The following is an 18,778-nucleotide window of genomic DNA, read 5'->3' as shown; positions in this document are numbered from 1 at the left end:
AGTGCCCCGATGAAACTGGACATCTACCAAGTCGACGCTTTCAGCCAACACCCCTTCGGCGGCAACCCGGCGGCGGTGTGCCCGCTCACCGAATGGTTGCCCGACGAGCAACTGCAGAGTATCGCGGCTGAAAACAACCTCTCGGAAACCGCGTTTTTTGTACCCCGTGGCGAGTTCTACGAGCTGCGCTGGCTCACCCCCGAAGTCGAGGTAGACCTGTGCGGCCATGCCACCTTGGCGGCGGCCTGGGTATTGATTCATATGCTGGCCGATGCGCCGCAAGTGCTGCGCTTTGCAACGCGTAGCGGCGAGTTGCGGGTGACGCGCAATGGCGATGAACTGGCGATGGATTTCCCAGCCAAACAGCCGCAACGCTGCGAGCCACCGGCCGGAATGTTGAGCGCACTGGGCATTGAAACTGCTGAGGTGTTTGGCACCGATGACTACATCGTGCTGGTGGAAAATGAAGCGCAGGTGGCGGCACTGACACCGGATTTCGCACGGCTCAAGGGCCTGCCCAAACGTGGGATTGCAGTCACCGCCAAAAGCACACAGTTTGATTTTGTCTCACGCTGGTTCGGCCCGAATGTGGGGGTCAATGAAGACCCGGTCACCGGCTCGGCGCACACCTCGCTGGCAACGTTCTGGGCCGAGCGCCTGGGCAAGTTGCAGATGACCGCCGAGCAAGGCGGCCAGCGCAAGGGCCAGTTGCGCTGTGAACTCAAGGGCGACCGCGTGATTATCTCCGGCAAGGCGGTGCTGTATATGCAAGGCACGATTTATCTGTAAAACGCAATTCCCGAAGGACAACAGATCATTCTCAAAATGAACGGAGTTCAGCGCGTGCTTTTGACTTCCCGCCGTCAGCTGACGGTCATCGCAGCAGCCCTGGCCCTTGCGGCCTGCCACACGTCTGTCACCGAACAACCACCGGCACCGGAGTTGGGTTCGGGCTATCGCACTGACCTGAGTACCCGCCACGCCGAGCACCATATGGCCGCCGCTGCCAACCCGTTGGCTGCCGAAGCCGGACGCGAGATGTTGCGCCAAGGCGGTTCGGCCATCGACGCGGCGATTGCGATGCAAGCGGTGCTGACCCTGGTAGAGCCACAGTCTTCCGGCATTGGTGGCGGTGCGTTCATCATGCTATGGGATGGCAAAAACGTGCAGGCCTACGATGGCCGCGAGACCGCACCGGCGGGGGCGACCGAGCGCTTGTTCCTGAAGGCCGACGGCACGCCGATGGCGTTCACCGATGCGCAAATTGGCGGGCGCTCTGTCGGCACGCCGGGTGTATTACGCGCACTGGAAATGGCGCACAAGAAGAGCGGCCATCTGCAATGGGCCAAGCTGTTCGAGCCGGCGATCCGCCTGTCGGAGCAGGGCTTTGCCATTTCACCGCGCTTGCATAGCTTGATCGCGGCGGATCGCTTTATTGTGCAATCGCCCGAGATGGCGGCGTACTTCCTGAATGCCGATGGCTCGCCCAAAGCCACCGGCACGCTGTTGAAAAACCCGGCGCTGGCCGCGGTATTCAAGCGCATCGCCAAGGAAGGGCCGGATGCGCTGTACCACGGGGCGATTGCCGATGAGATCGCACGCAAGGTGCAGGGCAATCACAATGCCGGCAGCTTGTCCGTAGCCGACCTCAAGGGCTACAGCGCCAAGGAGCGCGCCCCACTGTGCACCGACTACAAACAATGGAAAATCTGCGGGATGCCGCCGCCCTCCTCTGGCGGGATTGCCGTGGCGCAGATCCTTGGCACCTTGCAGGCGCTGCAGACCCGCGACCCGCGCCTGGCGATCGCGCCGATGACCCCGAACAAGAGTACTTCGCCGGCCGGGCTTGAACCGACACCCGAGGCCGTGCACCTGATCGCCGAAGCCGGGCGCCTGGCCTTTGCCGATCGCGCCCTGTATGTGGCCGATGCAGACTTCACCCCCGTGCCGGTTGCCGGCCTTGTTGCACCCAACTACCTGACCCGGCGCGCCGCGCTGATCGGCGAGCGCAGCATGGGGGTCGCCAAGCCTGGCCAACCGGAGGGCGTTCAAGTGGCGTATGCACCGGATCGCTCGCCGCTGCGCATCTCCACCTCGCAAGTGGTGGCGGTGGACGACCAGGGTGGCGCGGTGTCGATGACCACCACCGTGGAAGCGGCGTTCGGCTCCCACGTGATGGTCCAGGGCTTTTTGCTCAACAACCAGATGACCGATTTCTCGTTCATCCCCGAAGAAAACGGCCAGCCTGTGGCCAACCGCGTGCAACCCGGCAAGCGCCCGCGCTCGGCCATGGCTCCAACCCTGGTGTTCGATCGCAACAGTGGTGAGTTGCTGGCCACCGTGGGCTCCCCGGGCGGTTCGCAGATCATCGAGTACGTGAGCAAATCCCTGGTGGCCATGCTCGACTGGAAGCTCGACCCGCAAGCGGCCATCAGCCTGCCGAATTTCGGCAGCCGCAATGGCGCAACTGAGTTGGAAACCGGCCTGTTCAGCCCTGCGCTCAAACAAGCGCTCAAGGACAAGGGCCATGCCCTGAGCGAGATCGATATGACCAGCGGCGTACAGGCCATCGTGCGCACGCGGGATGCCCAGGGCAAGGTGTCGCTGAGCGGCGGCGCCGACCCTCGGCGTGAAGGCGAGGCGCTGGGTGACTAAGGGGTTTTGATCAACGGAGAATGCACGGTGCACACAGCCCACAACCTCGGCGCCCTACCCGGCGTCGATCACGGTTTTTGTTCGATTGATGACCCGCTGCGACCTGATGATGTGTTCATTTGCAAGCAGGTGCACAGCGCGTCGGTGATTGAATGGCAGTCGGGCCAAGTGACTAATACGGTTGAGGCGGACGGGGTGTTCACCCGGAGCCGGCAGCCAATTGCGGTCATCACGGCCGACTGTTTGCCCATCCTGATCGCAGGCGGTGATTTAGTGGCCGCCATTCATGGCGGCTGGAAGGGCCTGCAACGCGGGATTATCGGCAATGCCGTGCAGCGTTTTATTGATGAAGGCATTAGCGCGGACCAGTTGCGGGTGGCAATTGGGCCGTCGATCAAGCCTTGCTGCTATGAGGTGAGTGAAACGTTCATTGCCCAGTTCCAAGCGGATCAAGGCCACCTATGGGAGGACAGCCAGGCACCCTGGAGCATTGAGCAACCGACACCGCTACAAGCTCCGCACATTACACCGCCCCACGCCAGGCAAGCGGGAAGTGCCTGGTTTGACTTGAGCGGGTATGGGCTGCTGTTGCTGCAAGCGGCGGGGGTCAAGCGCGAGCAGATCGAGGTGAGTGACGTGTGCACTTATTGCACGTCGCCGACGTTTGCCAGCTATCGCAGGAGGACGCATCACTTGGAGGAGCCGAAGACATTGATCTATTCGTGGATTGCTCGTAAACGCTAACGATCAGCGATTGCTCTTCAACCCCTTGCGCCGCGCATGTCGCTCCAGCGCCAATTCGATCAACCGGCTCACCAACTCGCTGTAGCTCATGCCCGCCGCCTGCCAAAGCTTGGGGTACATGCTGATGCGGGTAAAACCAGGCAGTGAGTTGATCTCGTTGATCAGGACTTCGCCCTCATTCGTCAGGAACACATCCACCCGCGCCAGCCCTGCGCAACCCAACACCTCAAAGGCTTCAATGGCCAAGCTGCGAATTCGTTCGCTGGCTTCACGGCTGATAGCCGCAGGCACCACCACTTGGGCGGCCTGATCGTCGATGTATTTGCTGTCGTAGGAATAAAAACCGTCGCTCACCACGATCTCACCACAACCGCTGGCGATTGGGTGGTCATTGCCCAACACGGCGCATTCGATTTCACGGCCCTGGACGGCGGACTCCACCAGCACTTTTTCATCAAAACCCAACGCCAGCTCAACCGCAGCGTGGTACTCGGCTTCGCTGCCGACTTTGCTCACGCCCACTGAGGAGCCCTGGTTGGCGGGCTTGACGAACATCGGCACGCCGAGCTTGTTCGCCGCCGCTTCAAAGGAAGTGCGCGCCGCGTTGCCACGGGTGAGGGTGATGAACGGCGTGACGGCAATACCGGCGTCACGCAGCAGGCGCTTGCTGATGTCTTTGTCCATGCACACGGCCGAGCCGAGCACGTCGGAGCCGACGAAAGGCAAGTCGGCCATACGCAGCAAACCTTGCAGGCAACCGTCTTCGCCAAGGGTGCCGTGGACAATCGGGAAGATCACATCAATATGTTCCAGCAGGCCCTGCCCGGAGGTTTCCACCACCTGCTGGCTGGCCTTGCCGGGCACCACCGCCAATTCGCGGTTGGATTGGTTGAGGGCGATCAGGGCCGGGTTTTCCTGGTTGATCAGGAAGTTCGACGTGTCGTTGAGGTGCCAGTGACCGGCCTTGTCGATACCGATCAGGATGGGTTCGTAGCGCGAACGGTCGAGGGCATCGACGATGTTGCGCGCCGATTGCAGCGAGACCTCATGCTCAGCCGAACGGCCACCAAAAATAATACCTACCCGCACCTTGCTCATGACCTGGCCTCACTGTTGAAAGTAAGGCTTCTTAACACGGGCGGTCAGCGATCCGCTAGCAATCTGCACCACCCGACGCCTGCACAATCGTACAAGACCCCAGACAGACAACCGTGGCAGACTCGGTTAACGTGTTCCCACCTCCTTCTGTGACAAGTCACCATGGGCAAACCCACCCACTCCCTCGACTGGCTGCACCGCGCGCCGCACGCCAGTGGCCTGGACCGTATCGAGGCGTACTTTGCCGGTTTCGCATTCGACCCCCATCGCCATGACACCTACGCCATCGGGCGCACGTTGTTCGGCGTGCAGAGTTTTCATTATCGCGGTGGCATGACCCACAGCATGCCTGGCACCACCATGGTGATTCACCCGGACGAAACCCACGACGGCCGTGCCGGCAGCGATGAAGGCTTCAAGTACCGGATGATTTATGTGGAGCCGGCGCTAATCCAGCAGATCCTCGGCGGCAAACCCTTGCCTTTCATTCCCGGCGGCCTGTCCACCGACCCTCGGCTGCACCGCGCCAGCGAAGTGCTGCTGCAAAGCTTGGATTGCCCGATTGACCCGATGCAAGAGCAAGACGCCATGTTCGACCTGGCCCAGGCCCTGAGCGAGGCATCCGGTGCCGTCGTCAGCCGTAAATCCTTCGACTACGTGGCCGCCGAACGCGCCCGTGAATTTATCCACAGCGCCCTGGGCCGCAGCATCACCCTGGATGAAATAGCCGACCATGCCGACCGCGACCGCTGGGCGTTATCGCGGGATTTTCGCTTGTTGTTCGGCACCAGCCCCTACCGCTACCTGACCATGCGCAGGCTGGACCTGGTGCGTCACTTGTTGGCCCAGGGCCAATCTCTGGTGGATGCCGCAATGACCGCCGGCTTCACCGACCAAAGCCACATGACCCGGCAATTTCGCAGCACCTACGGCATGCCGCCGTCGCGTTGGGTAAAGATGCTCGGACGCTGAGTGCTGGGTTGGAATACGTTCAAACTGTGGGAGCTGGCTTGCCTGCGATGCAGACACCTCGGTGTATCAGGCACACCGCTATCGCAGGCAAGCCAGCTCCCACAGTTGGATGAGGTGGTGTTGCTGGCATTTGGTCATGGTTTGTAAAGGGCCAGCAAGCTGTGTCCCTTTAAATTGCAGGACGTTTCCGAGACAATCCCTGCCGCCTTGTGCCTGTTGGAATCGATGGCTAGTCTTCGGTCCGTCACTGCCTTTTCAGTGATCGGGTTTAGTCGCTCGGATTTAATAGGCGCATGGTTCTCCATGAGGTTTTATGGTGGCTGTGCGCAGGGCGCCCTCGGGTGCGCCGGACTTTGCCTATTTGCCGGTCGACTAACCTGCGTACAGCCGCCACCCAACGTTTAGTCGCGACGGGTCGGCTCCTTTGAGTTAATAGGAGTTACACCATGACCAAAGCACTTCCCGATCCACCCATGGACTGCCTCGTCGTCAACGAAGACCTCAGCTTCGAAGACGCTCAACTCTATATCTCACACCTGATCAACAGCGCCTCTGCCACCGTGTGGGACTGTTGCGATCACCTGCAACCCCATGACCGCGCCAGAATCCATGCCGCGTGGCATTTGCTGGAGATGGCCAAGACCGTGCTAAACCGCACCATCGAGTGCATGCCGCGCACCTGAAAACACGACAAAACTCATGTGGGAGCTGGCTTGCCTGCGATGCAAACACCTCGGTACATCAGGTACACCGAGGTGATGCTATCGCAGGCAAGCCAGCTCCCACATTTGGGTTCTGTTGTCGCCAAAATCGAGTTTGGTGTCCGAACGTGCTCTTTAGCTCGACAACTGATTGGCAAACTGCCCGACCGCGCTCACCACTTTTTGCGCACCGTCCTGAATTTCCACAATCACCGTACCCGCCTCGGCTGCCAGGGCCAGGCCTTGCTCGGCTTGCAGGCGACCGTCGGCCATCAGCGCAACCGCATCGCGGGCCATGTCCTGGTTCTGGCGCACTACGCCGACGATTTCCTCGGTGGCTTTGCTGGTGCGTGAAGCCAGTTGCCGCACTTCATCGGCCACCACCGCAAAGCCACGCCCCTGCTCACCGGCACGCGCGGCTTCGATGGCGGCGTTGAGCGCCAGCAGGTTGGTCTGCTCGGCAATGCCACTGATGGTCTTGACGATGCTGCCGATCACCTGGGACTGAGCGTTCAGCGCCTCGATACCTTCGCCGGCCTGTTGCATGTGTTGGGCCAGGTCGCGCATCACGTCCACCGCCTGGGTGACCACGGTGGTGCCGCGCTGGGCGCTGTCGTCGGTTTGCAAGGAGGTGCTGTAGGCAATGTTGGCGGCCTCGGCCACCGCCTGCTCGCGGTTGACCTGCTCGGTGATCACCGTGGCGAACTTGACCACTTTGTACAGCCGTTCGTTGGCGTCCAGCACAGGGTTATAGGTGGCTTCCAACCACACCAGGCGACCGTGGCTGTCCACGCGCTTGAAGCGCGCCGCCACGAACTCACCGGCGTTCAAGCGCTTCCAGAACTGCTGGTACTCGGCGCTGTTGTATTCCTGTGGCTCACAGAACATACGGTGATGTTTACCTTCGATCTGCGCCAGGCTGTAACCCATGCTGCTGAGGAAGCGGTCATTGGCGGTGAGCACGTTTCCGTCCAGGTCGAACTCGATCAACGCGGTGGAACGCATCAGCGCGGTGATCAGGTTTTCATGCTCACGCGAACTCTCGATGGTGCGGGTGAGGTCGCTGGAGAACATCGAAAAATGCTTGATATGCCCCTGTGAACTGCGCACCGGCTGCAAGATTGAGCGCAACCAGGCTTCTTTGCCATTGCCACGCATCAGGCGCACGGCGCCGGCAAAGTGTTCCCCGCGGGCCAGCGCGTGCTTGAAGCGCAGTTGGAACTCGTCCTGGCGCACATGTGCCGGCACCAGGTCTTCGATCGCGCGCCCGACAATCTCGCCCAGCGAGTAAGCCAGTTCCTGCAGGAAGTTGGCATTGGCCCACTCCACACGGCCTTCAGGGTCCAGTGTCAGGCAGAGCATTTCGTTTTCCAGGCTCTCTTTCACCTGGAGCAAGCTCGACAATTCTTCGCGCAGAGCGGTCAGCTCCTGCTTCAGGCCGGTATTGAACATGGGGCACCGTTAGGCAAGTGAGGTGGGTGTTCTAACTTGCATCGGCGCTGCCGGGGTTTTCTGAAGAGCGCTTGAGCCCTGGGCCGAACTATATTTTCAACCGCCATTGTTACGGCATACGCCCATGACCTGATATTCCAGGGTATTGAGCTTGCCGCTGGAGTCTTCATAGGTCATGCGCGACGGCACGACGTTGCACGAGCGGATCGGCGGCGTCACGTTGACGACCTTGGCAATGTCCAGGTCCATGCCATAGCGGTAAGCCTGAACCTCGGGCACCGGCTTGCCTTTTTTGATCGCGTAGGCGGCCATGGCTTTCTCATTGCGCTCCATCATCAGGGCAAAGGTGCGATCCCCGCCCCCTTCGGCCAGTGCGCCAAATGACAACACAGCCGTTAATACAGCCACACCTGCTTTATAAAAGTTCATTGCGGTTTCCTCGACTGAAAAGTTCAGTGTCGAGATTAACCAACCCACCCTGACGCCAGGTTCACCAGAACATTACTTATTTGTTAGATGGCCGTTAGTTTCCAGAATTGTAATCTTCGCGCCATGCAGCTGTTATCCGTCGTTTGCAACTATCAGCCAGGGCCAGATCAATAAGAACGCCCGCCTCTATAAGAAGCTGATAACTGCCATCACCGAGGAGCGCATCATGAGCATTCGTCATTACACCCTTCCCTTTTCATTGATGGCCGCGTTGCCCCTGACCGCTGTGGCGGTGCAAGACACACCCGAGGGTTTTATCGAGGGCAGCCGCATCAACGTGCTGGCACGCAATTTCTACTTCAACCGCGATGACCGCAAAGGCCAGTCCAGCCCCACTGGCAATGGTTACTCCGAAGCCTGGGCCCAAGGTTTTATAGGCAAATTCGAATCCGGTTTTACCCAGGGCACCGTGGGTTTTGGTCTGGACGCGTTCGCCATGTACGGCCTTACGCTTGACTCGGGCAGCGGCCGCAGCGGCGGCAAAGGCTCGTTCGGCGTGCTGCCGGTGAACAGCGACAACCAGCCGGAAAACAGCTACAGCAAAATCGGCGGCGCGGCAAAACTGCGCGTGCTGGACACGGTGATCAAGGCCGGCGACGTGTTCCCACTCACCCCGGTGGTGGCCTACGGCGACTCTCGCCTGTTGCCCGAGAGCTTTCGCGGCGTCACCCTGCAAAACACCAGCCTGGAAGGCTTGAGCCTGCAAGGCGGGCGCCTGAGCGGCATGAGCCAGCCTAGTGAAAGCGGCATGAACAAAGGCTTTGCCACCTTCTATGCAGGCAAGGTCGACTCGCCCTGGATCGCCTACTTCGGTGGTGACTACCAGCTCAACAGCCATCTGGGCTTTAGCCTCTACAGCAGCCGCTTGAAGGACGCCTGGGATCAGTACTACCTGGGCAGCAACGCCAACTATGCGCTGACCGACGACGTGTCACTGTTCGGCGATTTCAACTACTACAAGGCCGTGGACGAAGGCCGCAAACGGCTCGGCGAATTCGACAACAGCATCTGGAGCGCCAGGCTTGGGGTCAAGGTCGGCGCCCATAGCGTGGCCGTGTCGCACCAGCGCAACAATGGCGACGATGACTTCGACTACCTGCGCCAGTCTGATTCGATCTTCCTCAACAACTCGATCCAGTACAGCGACTTCAATTCGCCCAAGGAGCGCTCATGGATGGTGCGCTACGACCTGGACATGCAGGCGTTCGGCATCCCGGGCCTGTCGTTCATGACCCGCTACGGCAAGGGCACCGGCGCCGACTACAGCAACGCCAACGCCGTGTACATGCGTCGCGATGCGGCGGGTAACCCGCTGACCGATCAACGCCGTTGGGAACGGGATATCGAGGCCAAGTACGTGGTGCAAAGTGGGCGTTTCAAGGATTTGTCCCTGCGCTTGCGCCAGGCCACCGTGCGCTCCAGCGCCTTTGAGTCCGATCTGGAAGAAGTTCGCTTGATCGCCGAATATCCACTGGCCATTTTGTGACACTTACATTCGCTCGCGATTAACTAACATCTGTTCACAAATAGCCGGTTATCAAAATTGTAATATTGGCCTCAGCTTCTCGTTAGTTTCAACTTTCTATACTCGCGCCAACTTATTTACCGAGCACGTTCATCTCTGAAGCTTTTGTGTAGCTCCTTTGGAAAGAGATGAATTTTTAACGCCCCGCTTGGGGCGTTTTTTTTGTGCGCCGGGCTATGCGACCGATGGTCGCAGTTGACCCTAAAGCTACTTTAGCCTTCAGACTTTTCCCACTTTGATAACAGCCGCCATAAGGACATGGGCGCCTTCTCTCCATCATTCAAGAGGTAACCCCCATGCGTATCCTTGTGATTGAGGACGAGCAAAAAACCGCTGACTATTTGCGACAGGGTTTGAACGAAAGCGGCTACGTGGCCGACTGCGCCGCCAATGGCATTGATGGCCTGCACCTGGCCGAGCAGCATGCCTACGAGTTGGTGATTCTGGACGTCAACCTGCCGGGCAAGGATGGCTGGCAAGTGCTGGAACAACTGCGCCGCAACGGCAACCAGCGGGTGATGATGCTCACGGCCCGCGGCAGGCTGGCGGACAAGATCAAGGGCCTGGACATGGGCGCCGACGATTACCTGGTCAAGCCGTTCGAGTTCCCCGAGCTGCTGGCGCGGGTGCGCACCCTGTTGCGGCGCAGCGAACACATCCCCCAGCCGGAAGTGTTCCGCGTCTCGGACCTGGAACTGGACCCGCGTCGCCACCGCGCCTATCGCGGCACTCGGCGCATCGACTTGACCACCAAGGAATTCGCCCTGCTGCAGGTGCTGATGCGCCAGAGCGGTGAAGTGCTGACCCGCACGCAGATTATTTCGCTGGTATGGGACATGAATTTCGACTGCGACACCAATGTGGTGGAAGTCTCCATCAGCCGCCTGCGCGCCAAGGTCGACGACCAGAGCGAGGTCAAGCTGATCCACACCATTCGCGGCGTCGGCTACGTGCTGGAGGCGCGTCCATGAAAACCGGCAGCCTGTCGATGCGCCTGGGTTTGACCGTCAGCCTGATGGGCGCGGGCCTGGTCTTGCTGCTGGCCACCCTGGCCTACCTGGCCCTCACCCATGAACTGGAAAAACTGGCGCGCAAGGGCCTGGAAAGCAAGATGGAGCAGCTCCAGCACAGCCTGTCCCTGGGGCTCGACGCCCAGGCCATTCGCGCTCGTCCCCATGCGCTGCTGGACCTGGTCATCGGCCACGACAATTTCTACCTGACTATCGTCGGCACCGCGCCCGACACCCGCGTGTTACTGAACATCGGCGCCAAGCCCCAATCGCCGTTGCTCACCGACTTCAAACCGCGGGAAACCCTCGGCTACCTGAACTGGACCGACAGCGACGGCAACCAGGTGCTCAGCGCCTCCAGCCTGATGCGCCTGGCCAGCGGTGAACGCGTGCGGGTGCTGCTGTCCCTGGACCGCAGAGACGACCAGGCACTGCTCAGCGCCTATCTGCGCGCCACGCTGGTTGCGCTGCCGCTGCTGTTGATACTGATCGGCATGGGTGCCTGGTGGTTGGTACAACGCGGCTTGGCGCCGTTGAAGCAATTCAGCCAGGTGGCGGCGAAGGTCACCACCCAGGACCTGACACACCGTTTGTCCGTCGACAATTTGCCCCACGAACTGGGGGAACTGGCCCAAGGCTTCAACGTGATGCTCGACCGCCTGGATGCGGGCGTACAGCAACTCTCGCAATTCTCCGATGACCTGGCCCACGAACTGCGCGCCCCGCTGACCAACCTGATGGGCAAGGCTCAACTGACCCTGTCGCGCCAGCGCCCGCCGGAGGAATACAAGGCGGTGCTGGAATCCAGCACCGAAGAGCTTGAACGCCTGGGGCGTATTGTCAGCGACATGCTGTTCCTTGCCCAGGTCAGCCATCCGGCGGCGCGGGCGTCATTCACCGACGTATCCCTGGGGCAAGAGGCCGAGCGAGTGATGGAGCTGTTTGCCCTGAGTGCCGAAGACAAGCAAGTCACCCTGAGCCTGCGCGGCGAGGCCTGGGTGACGGGGGATCGTCTGATGATCCAGCGGGCGATTTCCAATTTGCTCTCCAATGCCATACGCCATACGCCAGAAGGTTCGAGCATCCTGCTGTTGGTGGAAACCTATGGCCAGAGCGTGTCGCTGTCGGTGGGCAACCCCGGCCGAGGCATCGACGCGCACCACCTGCCGCACCTGTTCGAACGTTTCTACCGCGCCGACAGCAGTCGTACCCGCGCCGAAGGCGGCAACGGGCTGGGGTTGGCCATAGTGAAATCGATCATGCATTTGCATCAGGGGCATGCTCATGTCACCAGCCAACCTGGGCGTTTCACACGGTTTAGCCTGGTGTTTCCTTTGCAAACAACAGAGATCTCATGTGGGAGGGGGCTCGCCCCCGATGGCAGTGTGTCAGTCAACACATGTATCAACTGACCTGCCGCTATCGGGAGCAAGTCGAATCGTCGCACCGCCCCTCCCACATTGGTTGTGTGGTGCATTCAAGATTGTTATTCGGCCTCTTCTTCACGGCGATGAGCCCATTGGTACAACGCTGGTAGCACCAGCAACGTCAGCAAGGTCGAGGAAATAATCCCGCCAATCACCACCGTCGCCAACGGGCGTTGTACTTCGGCGCCGGTGCCGGTGGCGAGTGCCATGGGGATAAACCCGAGGGACGCCACCAGCGCAGTCATGAGCACCGGGCGCAAGCGGGTCAGCGCGCCTTCGTGGATCGCCACCGCTAACGAGCGCCCTTCTTCGCGCAGGTTGCGGATAAAGGCGATCATCACCAGGCCGTTCAGCACCGCCACACCGGACAAGGCGATAAAGCCCACCCCTGCCGAAATCGATAGCGGAATATCCCGCAGCCACAGCGCCATGATTCCACCAGTCAACGCGAACGGAATCCCGGTGAACACCAGCAAGCCATCCTTGAGGTTGTTGAACATCATGAACAGCAGGCCGAACACCAGCAGCAACGCCACCGGCACCACGATACGCAGGCGCTCGGAGGCTTCTTTCAACTGCTCGAATTGCCCGCCCCAGGTGGTCCAGTAACCGGCGGGCACTTTCACCTGAGTGGCAATGGCCGCTTCGGCTTCCTCGACAAACGAGCCGATATCACGCCCACGCACGTTGGCGCTGACGATCACCAGGCGCTTGCCATTCTCGCGACTGATCTGGTTGGGGCCCAGCACCAGGTCGAGGCTGGCGACCTGGGACAAGGCGATAAAGCCCAGTTGTCCCGAGGTACTACCGGCCAGCGCCGGCACCGGAATCAATAACCGTGACAAGCCTTCGATGTCTGTGCGCAGTGCGTCGGACAAGCGCACGACCATGTCGAAACGCCGATCACCTTCGTACAACGTACCGGCCTGACGCCCACCGACGGCGACAGCGATGGTGTCCTGCACATCGCCCACATTCAGGCCAAAGCGAGCGGCCTTGTCGCGGTCGATATTGATGGTCAGAACCGGCAGGCCGGAGGTCTGTTCCACTTTCACTTCCGAGGCACCGTCGAGTTTCTGCAAGGTCTCGGCAATCTCTGCGGCGGTCTGGTTGAGCACCGCCATGTCATCGCCAAACACCTTCACCGCCACATCGCTGCGCACCCCGGAAATCAGCTCGTTGAAGCGCAGCTGGATCGGTTGCGACAGCTCATACACGCTGCCCGGCACAATCGCGCTGGCGCGTTGGATGTCGGCAATGATCGCCTCGCGTGACTTGCTCGGGTCCGGCCATTGGTCCTTGGGTTTGAGCATCACGTAGCTGTCGGAGATGTTCGGCGGCATCGGGTCGGAGGCGATTTCCGCCGTACCGGTGCGCGCAAATACCCGCTCGATTTCCGGCACTTCGGCCAGCAAGGTTTTTTCCAATTGCTGCTGCATCTGCACCGATTGCGTCAGGCTGGTGCCAGGTACGCGCAGCGCCTGCTGGGCGAAGTCGCCCTCGCTGAGGCTGGGGATAAATTCGCTGCCCATACGGCTGGCGACCAGGCCCGATACGACGATGGTCAGCAGCGCCAGGCCAAATACCAAGGGGCGGCGCGTCATCACCCAATTGAGCACTGGGTCATACACCCGGCGTGCGCTGCGCATGACGAAGTTTTCTTCTTCCTTGACCTTGCCGGTGACGAACAACGCAATCGCCGCCGGTACGAAGGTCACCGACAGAATCATCGCGCCGAGCAAGGCAATCACCACCGTGAACGCCATCGGGTGGAACATCTTCCCGGCCACCCCGGTAAGAGCGAAGATCGGCAGGTACACCACCATGATGATCAGTTGCCCGAAGATCAGCGCCCGTCGCGCCTCTTTGGCAGCAGCGAACACTTCGTGCAGGCGCTCACTGCGGGTCAGCAGGCGGCCGTGACGCTGCTGCGCATGGGCCAGACGACGGATGGCGTTCTCGACGATCACCACCGCACCGTCGACGATAATGCCGAAGTCCAGCGCACCGAGACTCATCAGGTTGGCGCTGACTTTGTTGGTGAACATGCCGGTGAAGGTGAAGAGCATCGCCAGCGGAATCACCATCGCCGTGATCAGCGCCGCACGAATATTGCCCAGGAACAGGAACAACACCGCCACCACCAGCAACGCACCTTCGAAGAGGTTCTTCTTCACGGTGGCGATGGCTTTTTCCACCAGGTTGGTGCGGTCGTAGACGGTGACCGCCACCACGCCTTCGGGCAGTGAACGGTTGATCTCCTCGAGCTTTTTCGCCACTGCCTGGGACACGCTGCGGCTGTTCTCACCGATCAACATGAACACGGTGCCCAGTACTACTTCGCGGCCGTTTTCGGTGGCGGCGCCGGTGCGCAGCTCGCGGCCAATGTCGACCTGGGCCACGTTACGCACACGAATCGGGGTGCCGTCCGAGGTGGTGATGACAATGTTGGCGATGTCATCGATAGACGCCACTTGCCCCGGCGCGCGGATCAACAACTGTTCGCCGCTGCGCTCGATATAACCGGCGCCGACATTGGCGTTGTTGCGCTCCAGAGCGGTCACCAGATCGTTGAGCGTCAGGTTGTAGGCGGCCAGGCGCTTGGGGTCCGGCGCAATCTGATACTCCTTGGCGAAGCCTCCGATGGTATTGATCTCGGCCACGCCCGGCACATTGCGCAGCTGCGGTTTGATGATCCAGTCCTGGATCACCCGCAGGTCGGTGGGGGTGTAAGGCGTACCGTCCTCTTTGCGCGCACCGTCCTCAGCTTCCACGGTCCACAGGAAAATTTCCCCAAGCCCGGTGGAAATCGGCCCCATCGCGGTTTCGATGCCATCGGGCAATTGTCCTCGGGCCACTTGCAGGCGCTCGTTGACCAGTTGGCGGGCAAAAAACAGGTCGGTGCCGTCCTTGAAAATCACCGTGACCTGGGACAAACCGGAACGCGACAGCGAACGTGTCTGTTGCAAGCCGGGCAGACCGGCCATGGCGGTTTCGATGGGAAAGGTGATGCGCTGCTCGGTTTCCAGCGGCGAAAAACCGGCGGCCGCCGAGTTGATCTGCACCTGCACGTTGGTGATATCGGGCACCGCGTCGATGGGCAGTTTCTGATAGCTGGCGATGCCGACACCGGCCATCAACAGCACCGCCAGCAACACGATAATGCGCTGCTCGATGGCGAATTGGATAAGGCGCTCAAACATGGGGAATCACTCGCAGATCAATGGGCGTGTTCGGCCGAGCCTTTGCCCAGTTCGGACTTGAGGATGAAGCTGCCAGCCGTCGCCACTTGCGCACCGGCCTCCAGGCCCTGACGCACTTCGACGTAGCCGTTTTCACTGACGCCCAGTTCAAGATGGCGGGTGATAAAGCCTTCTGCAGTGCGCACGAACACCGAGGGCTTGTCCTCGACGGTCTGGATGGCGGCTTGCGGCACGGTCACCTTGGCCTGGTAGGTATCGGTGGCGACTTGCACGGCCACGAATAAACCAGGACGCCAGGCGTCGTCGGGGTTGGGCACCGTCACACGCACGGTGGCGGTACGCGTTTGCTCGCCGAGCAAGTTGCCGACATACGCCACGGTGCCCAGCACTTCGGTGCCCATTTCCGTCGAGCTGACTTTTACTGGTTTGCCTACACGGACCTTGTTCAAGTCCTTGGGAAAGACACCGAAGGTGACCCACACCTGAGACAGGTCCGAGAGCGTGAATGCGTTGCTGGTTTCACTGACCACCTCGCCCACGCCCAGGTGTTTTTCCACCACCACCCCGGCGAACGGCGCCCGCAGTTCATAGCGATTGCCACCGGCCAGAACTGCGCTGCCGCTGAGGGCGGTCATCTTCTGCCGCGCATTGTTCAGGGCGATTTCGGCCTCTTGCAGGGTTTGCCGCGCTAGCAGGTAATCCTGCTCGGCGGAGATTTTGTCCTGCCACAACTGGCGCTCGCGCTCAAAGGTGGTACGCGCCAGTTCGACCCGGAGCTGGCTGGCCGCCAACTCACTGCGCTGGTCGGAAATCTGCTGGCTGGCGATCACCGCCAACAGTTCGCCTTTTTTTACCGACTGGCCCAGATTGACGTTCACCGCTTCCACTACGCCCGCAGCACGGGGCACGATGTGGGAGGTACGGTCTTCATCAAAACGCACCTCGCCGGGCAGCGTCAGCACCGTGCTGATCGAGCGCGGTTGCGCCTGGGCCAGTTGAATACCGGCGGCCTGGATCTGCTGCTCGGTGAGTTCAAGTTTGCCTTCTTCTTCCTCGGCGTGGGCCAAGCCCGATAGCAGCAGGCCCAAGGCGACGGCGAGCGCCATGCCATGTTTTTTGTTCATCAGGGGACTCCAGGAAAAATCAAAACCGGGCGAGGTCGCCGTAAATTCGTTCGATACGCACCCAGGCGTCGGTGGCCTGGGCCGTCGCCGCGAGGTACTGGGTGCGGGCCGCGATCAAGGTACGCTGGGCGTCGAGCACGTCGAGAAAGCTGAACTTGCCCATCTCGAAACCACGGGTGGCGCTGTCTACCGCGCTCTGTGCGGCAGGCAGGATCTGTTGGTTGAACGCACGCACTTCGGTGTTCGCCGTTTGCCACAGGTCCAGGGCCTGGCGGGTTTCGGTGCGCAGGCGCAGCTCGGCGGCGTTGCGCAGGTCGCGGGCCTGGTCGGCGCGTCGAGTGGCCGCGAGGATGTTGCCCTGGTTGCGGTTGAACAGCGGGATCGGCATCGACACGCCCACCAGGTTGACCCGCTCGCGCACGCTGGCGTCGTACTGGCTGCCAATGGACACATCCAGGTCCGGAATGCGCTGGGCTTTTTCCAGGCCCACGCTGGCTTCGTTCTGCACAATGTTCAGTTCGGCCAGGCGCAGTTCGGCGGTTTGCTCAAGACGTGCCAGCAATGGCGCGGCGGCGGGTAACGCCGGCGCGGAGGTGTTTGGCGTGGCGACGGCCTGGAAGTCGGTGGCCGCACTGCCGGTGCTGGTGGCCAGGCGACGGTAGGCATCAGTGAGGCCAATCTGTGCGCGGTTCAATTCCAGGCGGATTTCCGACACCTGCACCTGGGCGCGGGTAGCTTCCACCGGTGATGACTTGCCGGCGGTGACACGCCCGTTGGCGACCACCAGGCCGCGCTCGGCAAGCGTCATGGAGCGTTGCGCCAGGTCGAGGCGCTCCTGGGCGCGCAGGGCGCCGTAGTAGCTGTCGATGACCTCGGCGCGCAACAGGTTACGGCGCTGCTCCAGGGTCAGCGCGGCGGCGTCCTGGGCGCGGGTGGCCACCTCGATGCGCGCACCGCGCTTGCTGCCCAGTTCCAGGGTCTGGCTGAGTTTGATACTGGTGGTGCGGCTGTTGCGGCGGGTGTCTTCGGCATCCCAGGAGGCCACCGGGTTGGGGATCAAGCCGGCCTGCTGGCGGCCGCCCTGGGCGATGTCGATTTCCCATTGTGCGGCCGCCAGGTCCGGGTTGTTGGCGAAGGCGGTTTGCAGCGCTGCATCGAGGGTGAGGGGTTGTGCCTGGGCGGCGTTTGCGGATATCCACAATGCCAATGCTGCCGCCCCCAACAGTGTTCTAACGGAAATTGCCATAACGAGAGTTCCACGCCCATGAAGTCGCTGAGGTGTCCCAGCGGGGGCAATGTAGCTGTCGGTACTTATCAGGGCCGTGGGTGAAAGATTACAAATCCGTTAGCCAGGCTCAGGCATGCACGTCGTCGTGATCGTCATGCTGAAAACCCTCGCCCTCGACCTGGATCGTGGCATGGGAAATATCGAATTGCTCGTGCAGTAACTCCGTCACTCGGCTGAGGATCTGCTGCTCAGTGCCCTGGGATGCATCCGCGACCAAATGCGTACTCAGCACATTCTTGCCACTGGTGAGGGCCCAGATGTGCAGGTCGTGCACGTCCCTGACCCCAGGCACGCTGCGGATGGCCTGCTCCACCTGCTCGATATCGACGCCTTCCGGCACACCTTGCAGCAGGATGTTCATGCTCGCCTTGAGGAGGGTCCAGGTGCGCGGCAATACCCAAAAGCCGATGGCGGCCGCGACCACGGAATCGACCCACCCCCAGCCGGTGAACATGATCACCAGCGCGGCAATGATCACGCCGACGGAGCCGAGCATGTCGCTCCAGACTTCCAGATAGGCACCCTTGACGTTAAGGCTCTCGCCGCTGGCCGCGCTGAGCAGGCGCATGGAGATCAGGTTGACGACCAGCCCCAGCAGCGCAATCACCAACATGCCGGTGGACTGGATCTCGGCGGGCGTCTGCAGCCGCAGGTAAGCCTCGTACAAGATGTAGAACGCCACGGCGAACAGCAGCAATGCATTGAACGCAGCCGCCAGAATCTCGAACCGCGCATACCCGAAGGTGCGCTTGCGATCTGCCGGGCGCTTGGCGACCTGGATCGCCACCAGGGAAATCGCCAGGGCCAGGGCGTCGGTCATCATGTGCGCCGCGTCCGACAACAGTGCCAGGCTGCCGGTGATAAAGGCGCCGATGACTTCGGCCAGCATGAAGCTGCCGGTCAGCCCCAGGGCGATCCACAACTTGCGTTCGTGGCCGGCGCGTACTTGGGCGTGGCTGTGTCCTGCGCTCATGGGATGTCCTTGTGGGTTGGGAGGAAACGGATCATAGAGCTATAGGCCAGATCCACGGGCATGGTTTGCAAAATTGTCATCTGCACGCCAGAACGTCGTTAGCGTTGAGCGCACCAA

The 18,778-nt window shown here is 61.1% G+C and carries 15 protein-coding genes; 8 read left to right on the top strand and 7 right to left on the bottom strand.

Features of this window, described 5'->3' with window-relative positions:
* The first annotated feature begins 9 nt into the window (after positions 1-9).
* The 3 genes from E4O98_RS06875 to E4O98_RS06865 are packed head-to-tail and all read left to right on the top strand — an operon-like array spanning position 10 to position 3,399.
* Entirely contained in the window at positions 10-789 is a 780-nt protein-coding gene (locus tag E4O98_RS06875) for a PhzF family phenazine biosynthesis protein (protein WP_032878029.1), read from the top strand.
* Positions 790-825: 36 nt separating this feature from the next.
* Positions 826-2,655: a gamma-glutamyltransferase gene (gene ggt, locus E4O98_RS06870; protein ID WP_050549354.1), complete on the top strand. Its 1,830-nt coding sequence runs from the start codon at positions 826-828 to the stop codon at positions 2,653-2,655.
* A gap of 27 nt (positions 2,656-2,682) precedes the next feature.
* Positions 2,683-3,399: a polyphenol oxidase family protein gene (locus E4O98_RS06865; RefSeq protein ID WP_148853416.1), complete on the top strand. Its 717-nt coding sequence runs from the start codon at positions 2,683-2,685 to the stop codon at positions 3,397-3,399.
* Positions 3,400-3,402: 3 nt separating this feature from the next.
* Here E4O98_RS06865 and ddlA read toward each other — a convergent pair whose 3' ends face one another.
* Positions 3,403-4,497, bottom strand: a complete 1,095-nt coding sequence (gene ddlA / locus E4O98_RS06860) for a D-alanine--D-alanine ligase (RefSeq protein ID WP_032878032.1) — start codon at positions 4,495-4,497, stop codon at positions 3,403-3,405.
* Positions 4,498-4,659: 162 nt separating this feature from the next.
* Between ddlA and E4O98_RS06855 the strand changes: the two genes are divergently transcribed.
* Together E4O98_RS06855 and E4O98_RS06850 are read left to right on the top strand one after the other, a co-directional pair.
* Positions 4,660-5,469 carry an AraC family transcriptional regulator gene (locus E4O98_RS06855; RefSeq protein WP_032878033.1) on the top strand — a complete coding sequence of 270 codons (810 nt, stop codon included), beginning with the start codon at positions 4,660-4,662 and terminating at the stop codon, positions 5,467-5,469.
* Positions 5,470-5,915: 446 nt separating this feature from the next.
* Positions 5,916-6,152: a hypothetical protein gene (locus E4O98_RS06850; protein WP_005784550.1), complete on the top strand. Its 237-nt coding sequence runs from the start codon at positions 5,916-5,918 to the stop codon at positions 6,150-6,152.
* 153 nt (positions 6,153-6,305) lie between these two features.
* Here the strand turns inward: E4O98_RS06850 and E4O98_RS06845 are convergent, their stop codons facing one another.
* Both E4O98_RS06845 and E4O98_RS06840 read right to left on the bottom strand, forming a co-directional pair.
* Positions 6,306-7,622, bottom strand: coding sequence for a PAS domain-containing methyl-accepting chemotaxis protein (locus tag E4O98_RS06845; RefSeq protein ID WP_248134518.1), 1,317 nt, complete (start codon positions 7,620-7,622; stop codon positions 6,306-6,308).
* A 96-nt stretch (positions 7,623-7,718) separates the two neighbouring features.
* A complete protein-coding gene (locus E4O98_RS06840; RefSeq protein WP_248134516.1) occupies positions 7,719-8,051 on the bottom strand; it encodes a DUF2790 domain-containing protein in 333 nt (110 codons plus the stop codon).
* A gap of 226 nt (positions 8,052-8,277) precedes the next feature.
* On the opposite strand from E4O98_RS06840, the gene E4O98_RS06835 reads away from it, so the two are divergent.
* The 3 genes from E4O98_RS06835 to E4O98_RS06825 all read left to right on the top strand — a co-directional run bounded on the left by E4O98_RS06835 (position 8,278) and on the right by E4O98_RS06825 (position 12,058).
* Complete coding sequence (locus E4O98_RS06835; protein WP_228309313.1) at positions 8,278-9,597, top strand: OprD family porin; 1,320 nt, start codon at positions 8,278-8,280, stop codon at positions 9,595-9,597.
* Positions 9,598-9,932: 335 nt separating this feature from the next.
* Entirely contained in the window at positions 9,933-10,607 is a 675-nt protein-coding gene (locus tag E4O98_RS06830; RefSeq protein ID WP_005784544.1) for a heavy metal response regulator transcription factor, read from the top strand.
* Positions 10,604-12,058 (top strand): heavy metal sensor histidine kinase, encoded by a 1,455-nt coding sequence (locus E4O98_RS06825; RefSeq protein WP_248134514.1) that lies wholly within the window; start codon positions 10,604-10,606, stop codon positions 12,056-12,058. Before E4O98_RS06830 ends, E4O98_RS06825 begins: the two co-directional genes overlap by 4 nt.
* Positions 12,059-12,132: 74 nt before the next feature.
* Here E4O98_RS06825 and E4O98_RS06820 read toward each other — a convergent pair whose 3' ends face one another.
* The 4 genes from E4O98_RS06820 to E4O98_RS06805 all read right to left on the bottom strand — a co-directional run bounded on the left by E4O98_RS06820 (position 12,133) and on the right by E4O98_RS06805 (position 18,661).
* Entirely contained in the window at positions 12,133-15,276 is a 3,144-nt protein-coding gene (locus E4O98_RS06820) for a CusA/CzcA family heavy metal efflux RND transporter (RefSeq protein WP_148853414.1), read from the bottom strand.
* Between the two features lie 17 nt (positions 15,277-15,293).
* Positions 15,294-16,400, bottom strand: coding sequence for an efflux RND transporter periplasmic adaptor subunit (locus tag E4O98_RS06815; protein WP_248134512.1), 1,107 nt, complete (start codon positions 16,398-16,400; stop codon positions 15,294-15,296).
* A 19-nt stretch (positions 16,401-16,419) separates the two neighbouring features.
* Entirely contained in the window at positions 16,420-17,646 is a 1,227-nt protein-coding gene (locus tag E4O98_RS06810) for a TolC family protein (RefSeq protein ID WP_248134510.1), read from the bottom strand.
* 109 nt (positions 17,647-17,755) lie between these two features.
* Positions 17,756-18,661, bottom strand: coding sequence for a cation diffusion facilitator family transporter (locus tag E4O98_RS06805; RefSeq protein ID WP_032878042.1), 906 nt, complete (start codon positions 18,659-18,661; stop codon positions 17,756-17,758).
* Between the last annotated feature and the right edge of the window lie 117 nt (positions 18,662-18,778).

The organism is Pseudomonas sp. W2Jun17 (genome assembly GCF_023127795.1).
Lineage (GTDB): Bacteria > Pseudomonadota > Gammaproteobacteria > Pseudomonadales > Pseudomonadaceae > Aquipseudomonas > Aquipseudomonas synxantha_A.
This window is presented reverse-complemented; position numbering and strand designations above follow the sequence as displayed.

Excerpts from the sequence above, each read along its gene's own strand:
- E4O98_RS06830 (WP_005784544.1), top strand. The coding sequence starts at position 9,933 with ATGCGTATCCTTGTGATTGAGGACGAGCAAAAAACCGCTGACTATTTG.
- E4O98_RS06820 (WP_148853414.1), bottom strand. The coding sequence starts at position 15,276 with ATGTTTGAGCGCCTTATCCAATTCGCCATCGAGCAGCGCATTATCGTG.
- E4O98_RS06825 (WP_248134514.1), top strand. The coding sequence starts at position 10,604 with ATGAAAACCGGCAGCCTGTCGATGCGCCTGGGTTTGACCGTCAGCCTG.
- E4O98_RS06845 (WP_248134518.1), bottom strand. The coding sequence starts at position 7,622 with ATGTTCAATACCGGCCTGAAGCAGGAGCTGACCGCTCTGCGCGAAGAA.
- ggt (WP_050549354.1), top strand. The coding sequence starts at position 826 with ATGAACGGAGTTCAGCGCGTGCTTTTGACTTCCCGCCGTCAGCTGACG.
- E4O98_RS06810 (WP_248134510.1), bottom strand. The coding sequence starts at position 17,646 with ATGGCAATTTCCGTTAGAACACTGTTGGGGGCGGCAGCATTGGCATTG.
- E4O98_RS06875 (WP_032878029.1), top strand. The coding sequence starts at position 10 with ATGAAACTGGACATCTACCAAGTCGACGCTTTCAGCCAACACCCCTTC.
- E4O98_RS06855 (WP_032878033.1), top strand. The coding sequence starts at position 4,660 with ATGGGCAAACCCACCCACTCCCTCGACTGGCTGCACCGCGCGCCGCAC.
- E4O98_RS06815 (WP_248134512.1), bottom strand. The coding sequence starts at position 16,400 with ATGAACAAAAAACATGGCATGGCGCTCGCCGTCGCCTTGGGCCTGCTG.
- E4O98_RS06840 (WP_248134516.1), bottom strand. The coding sequence starts at position 8,051 with ATGAACTTTTATAAAGCAGGTGTGGCTGTATTAACGGCTGTGTTGTCA.
- E4O98_RS06850 (WP_005784550.1), top strand. The coding sequence starts at position 5,916 with ATGACCAAAGCACTTCCCGATCCACCCATGGACTGCCTCGTCGTCAAC.
- E4O98_RS06805 (WP_032878042.1), bottom strand. The coding sequence starts at position 18,661 with ATGAGCGCAGGACACAGCCACGCCCAAGTACGCGCCGGCCACGAACGC.
- E4O98_RS06835 (WP_228309313.1), top strand. The coding sequence starts at position 8,278 with ATGAGCATTCGTCATTACACCCTTCCCTTTTCATTGATGGCCGCGTTG.
- ddlA (WP_032878032.1), bottom strand. The coding sequence starts at position 4,497 with ATGAGCAAGGTGCGGGTAGGTATTATTTTTGGTGGCCGTTCGGCTGAG.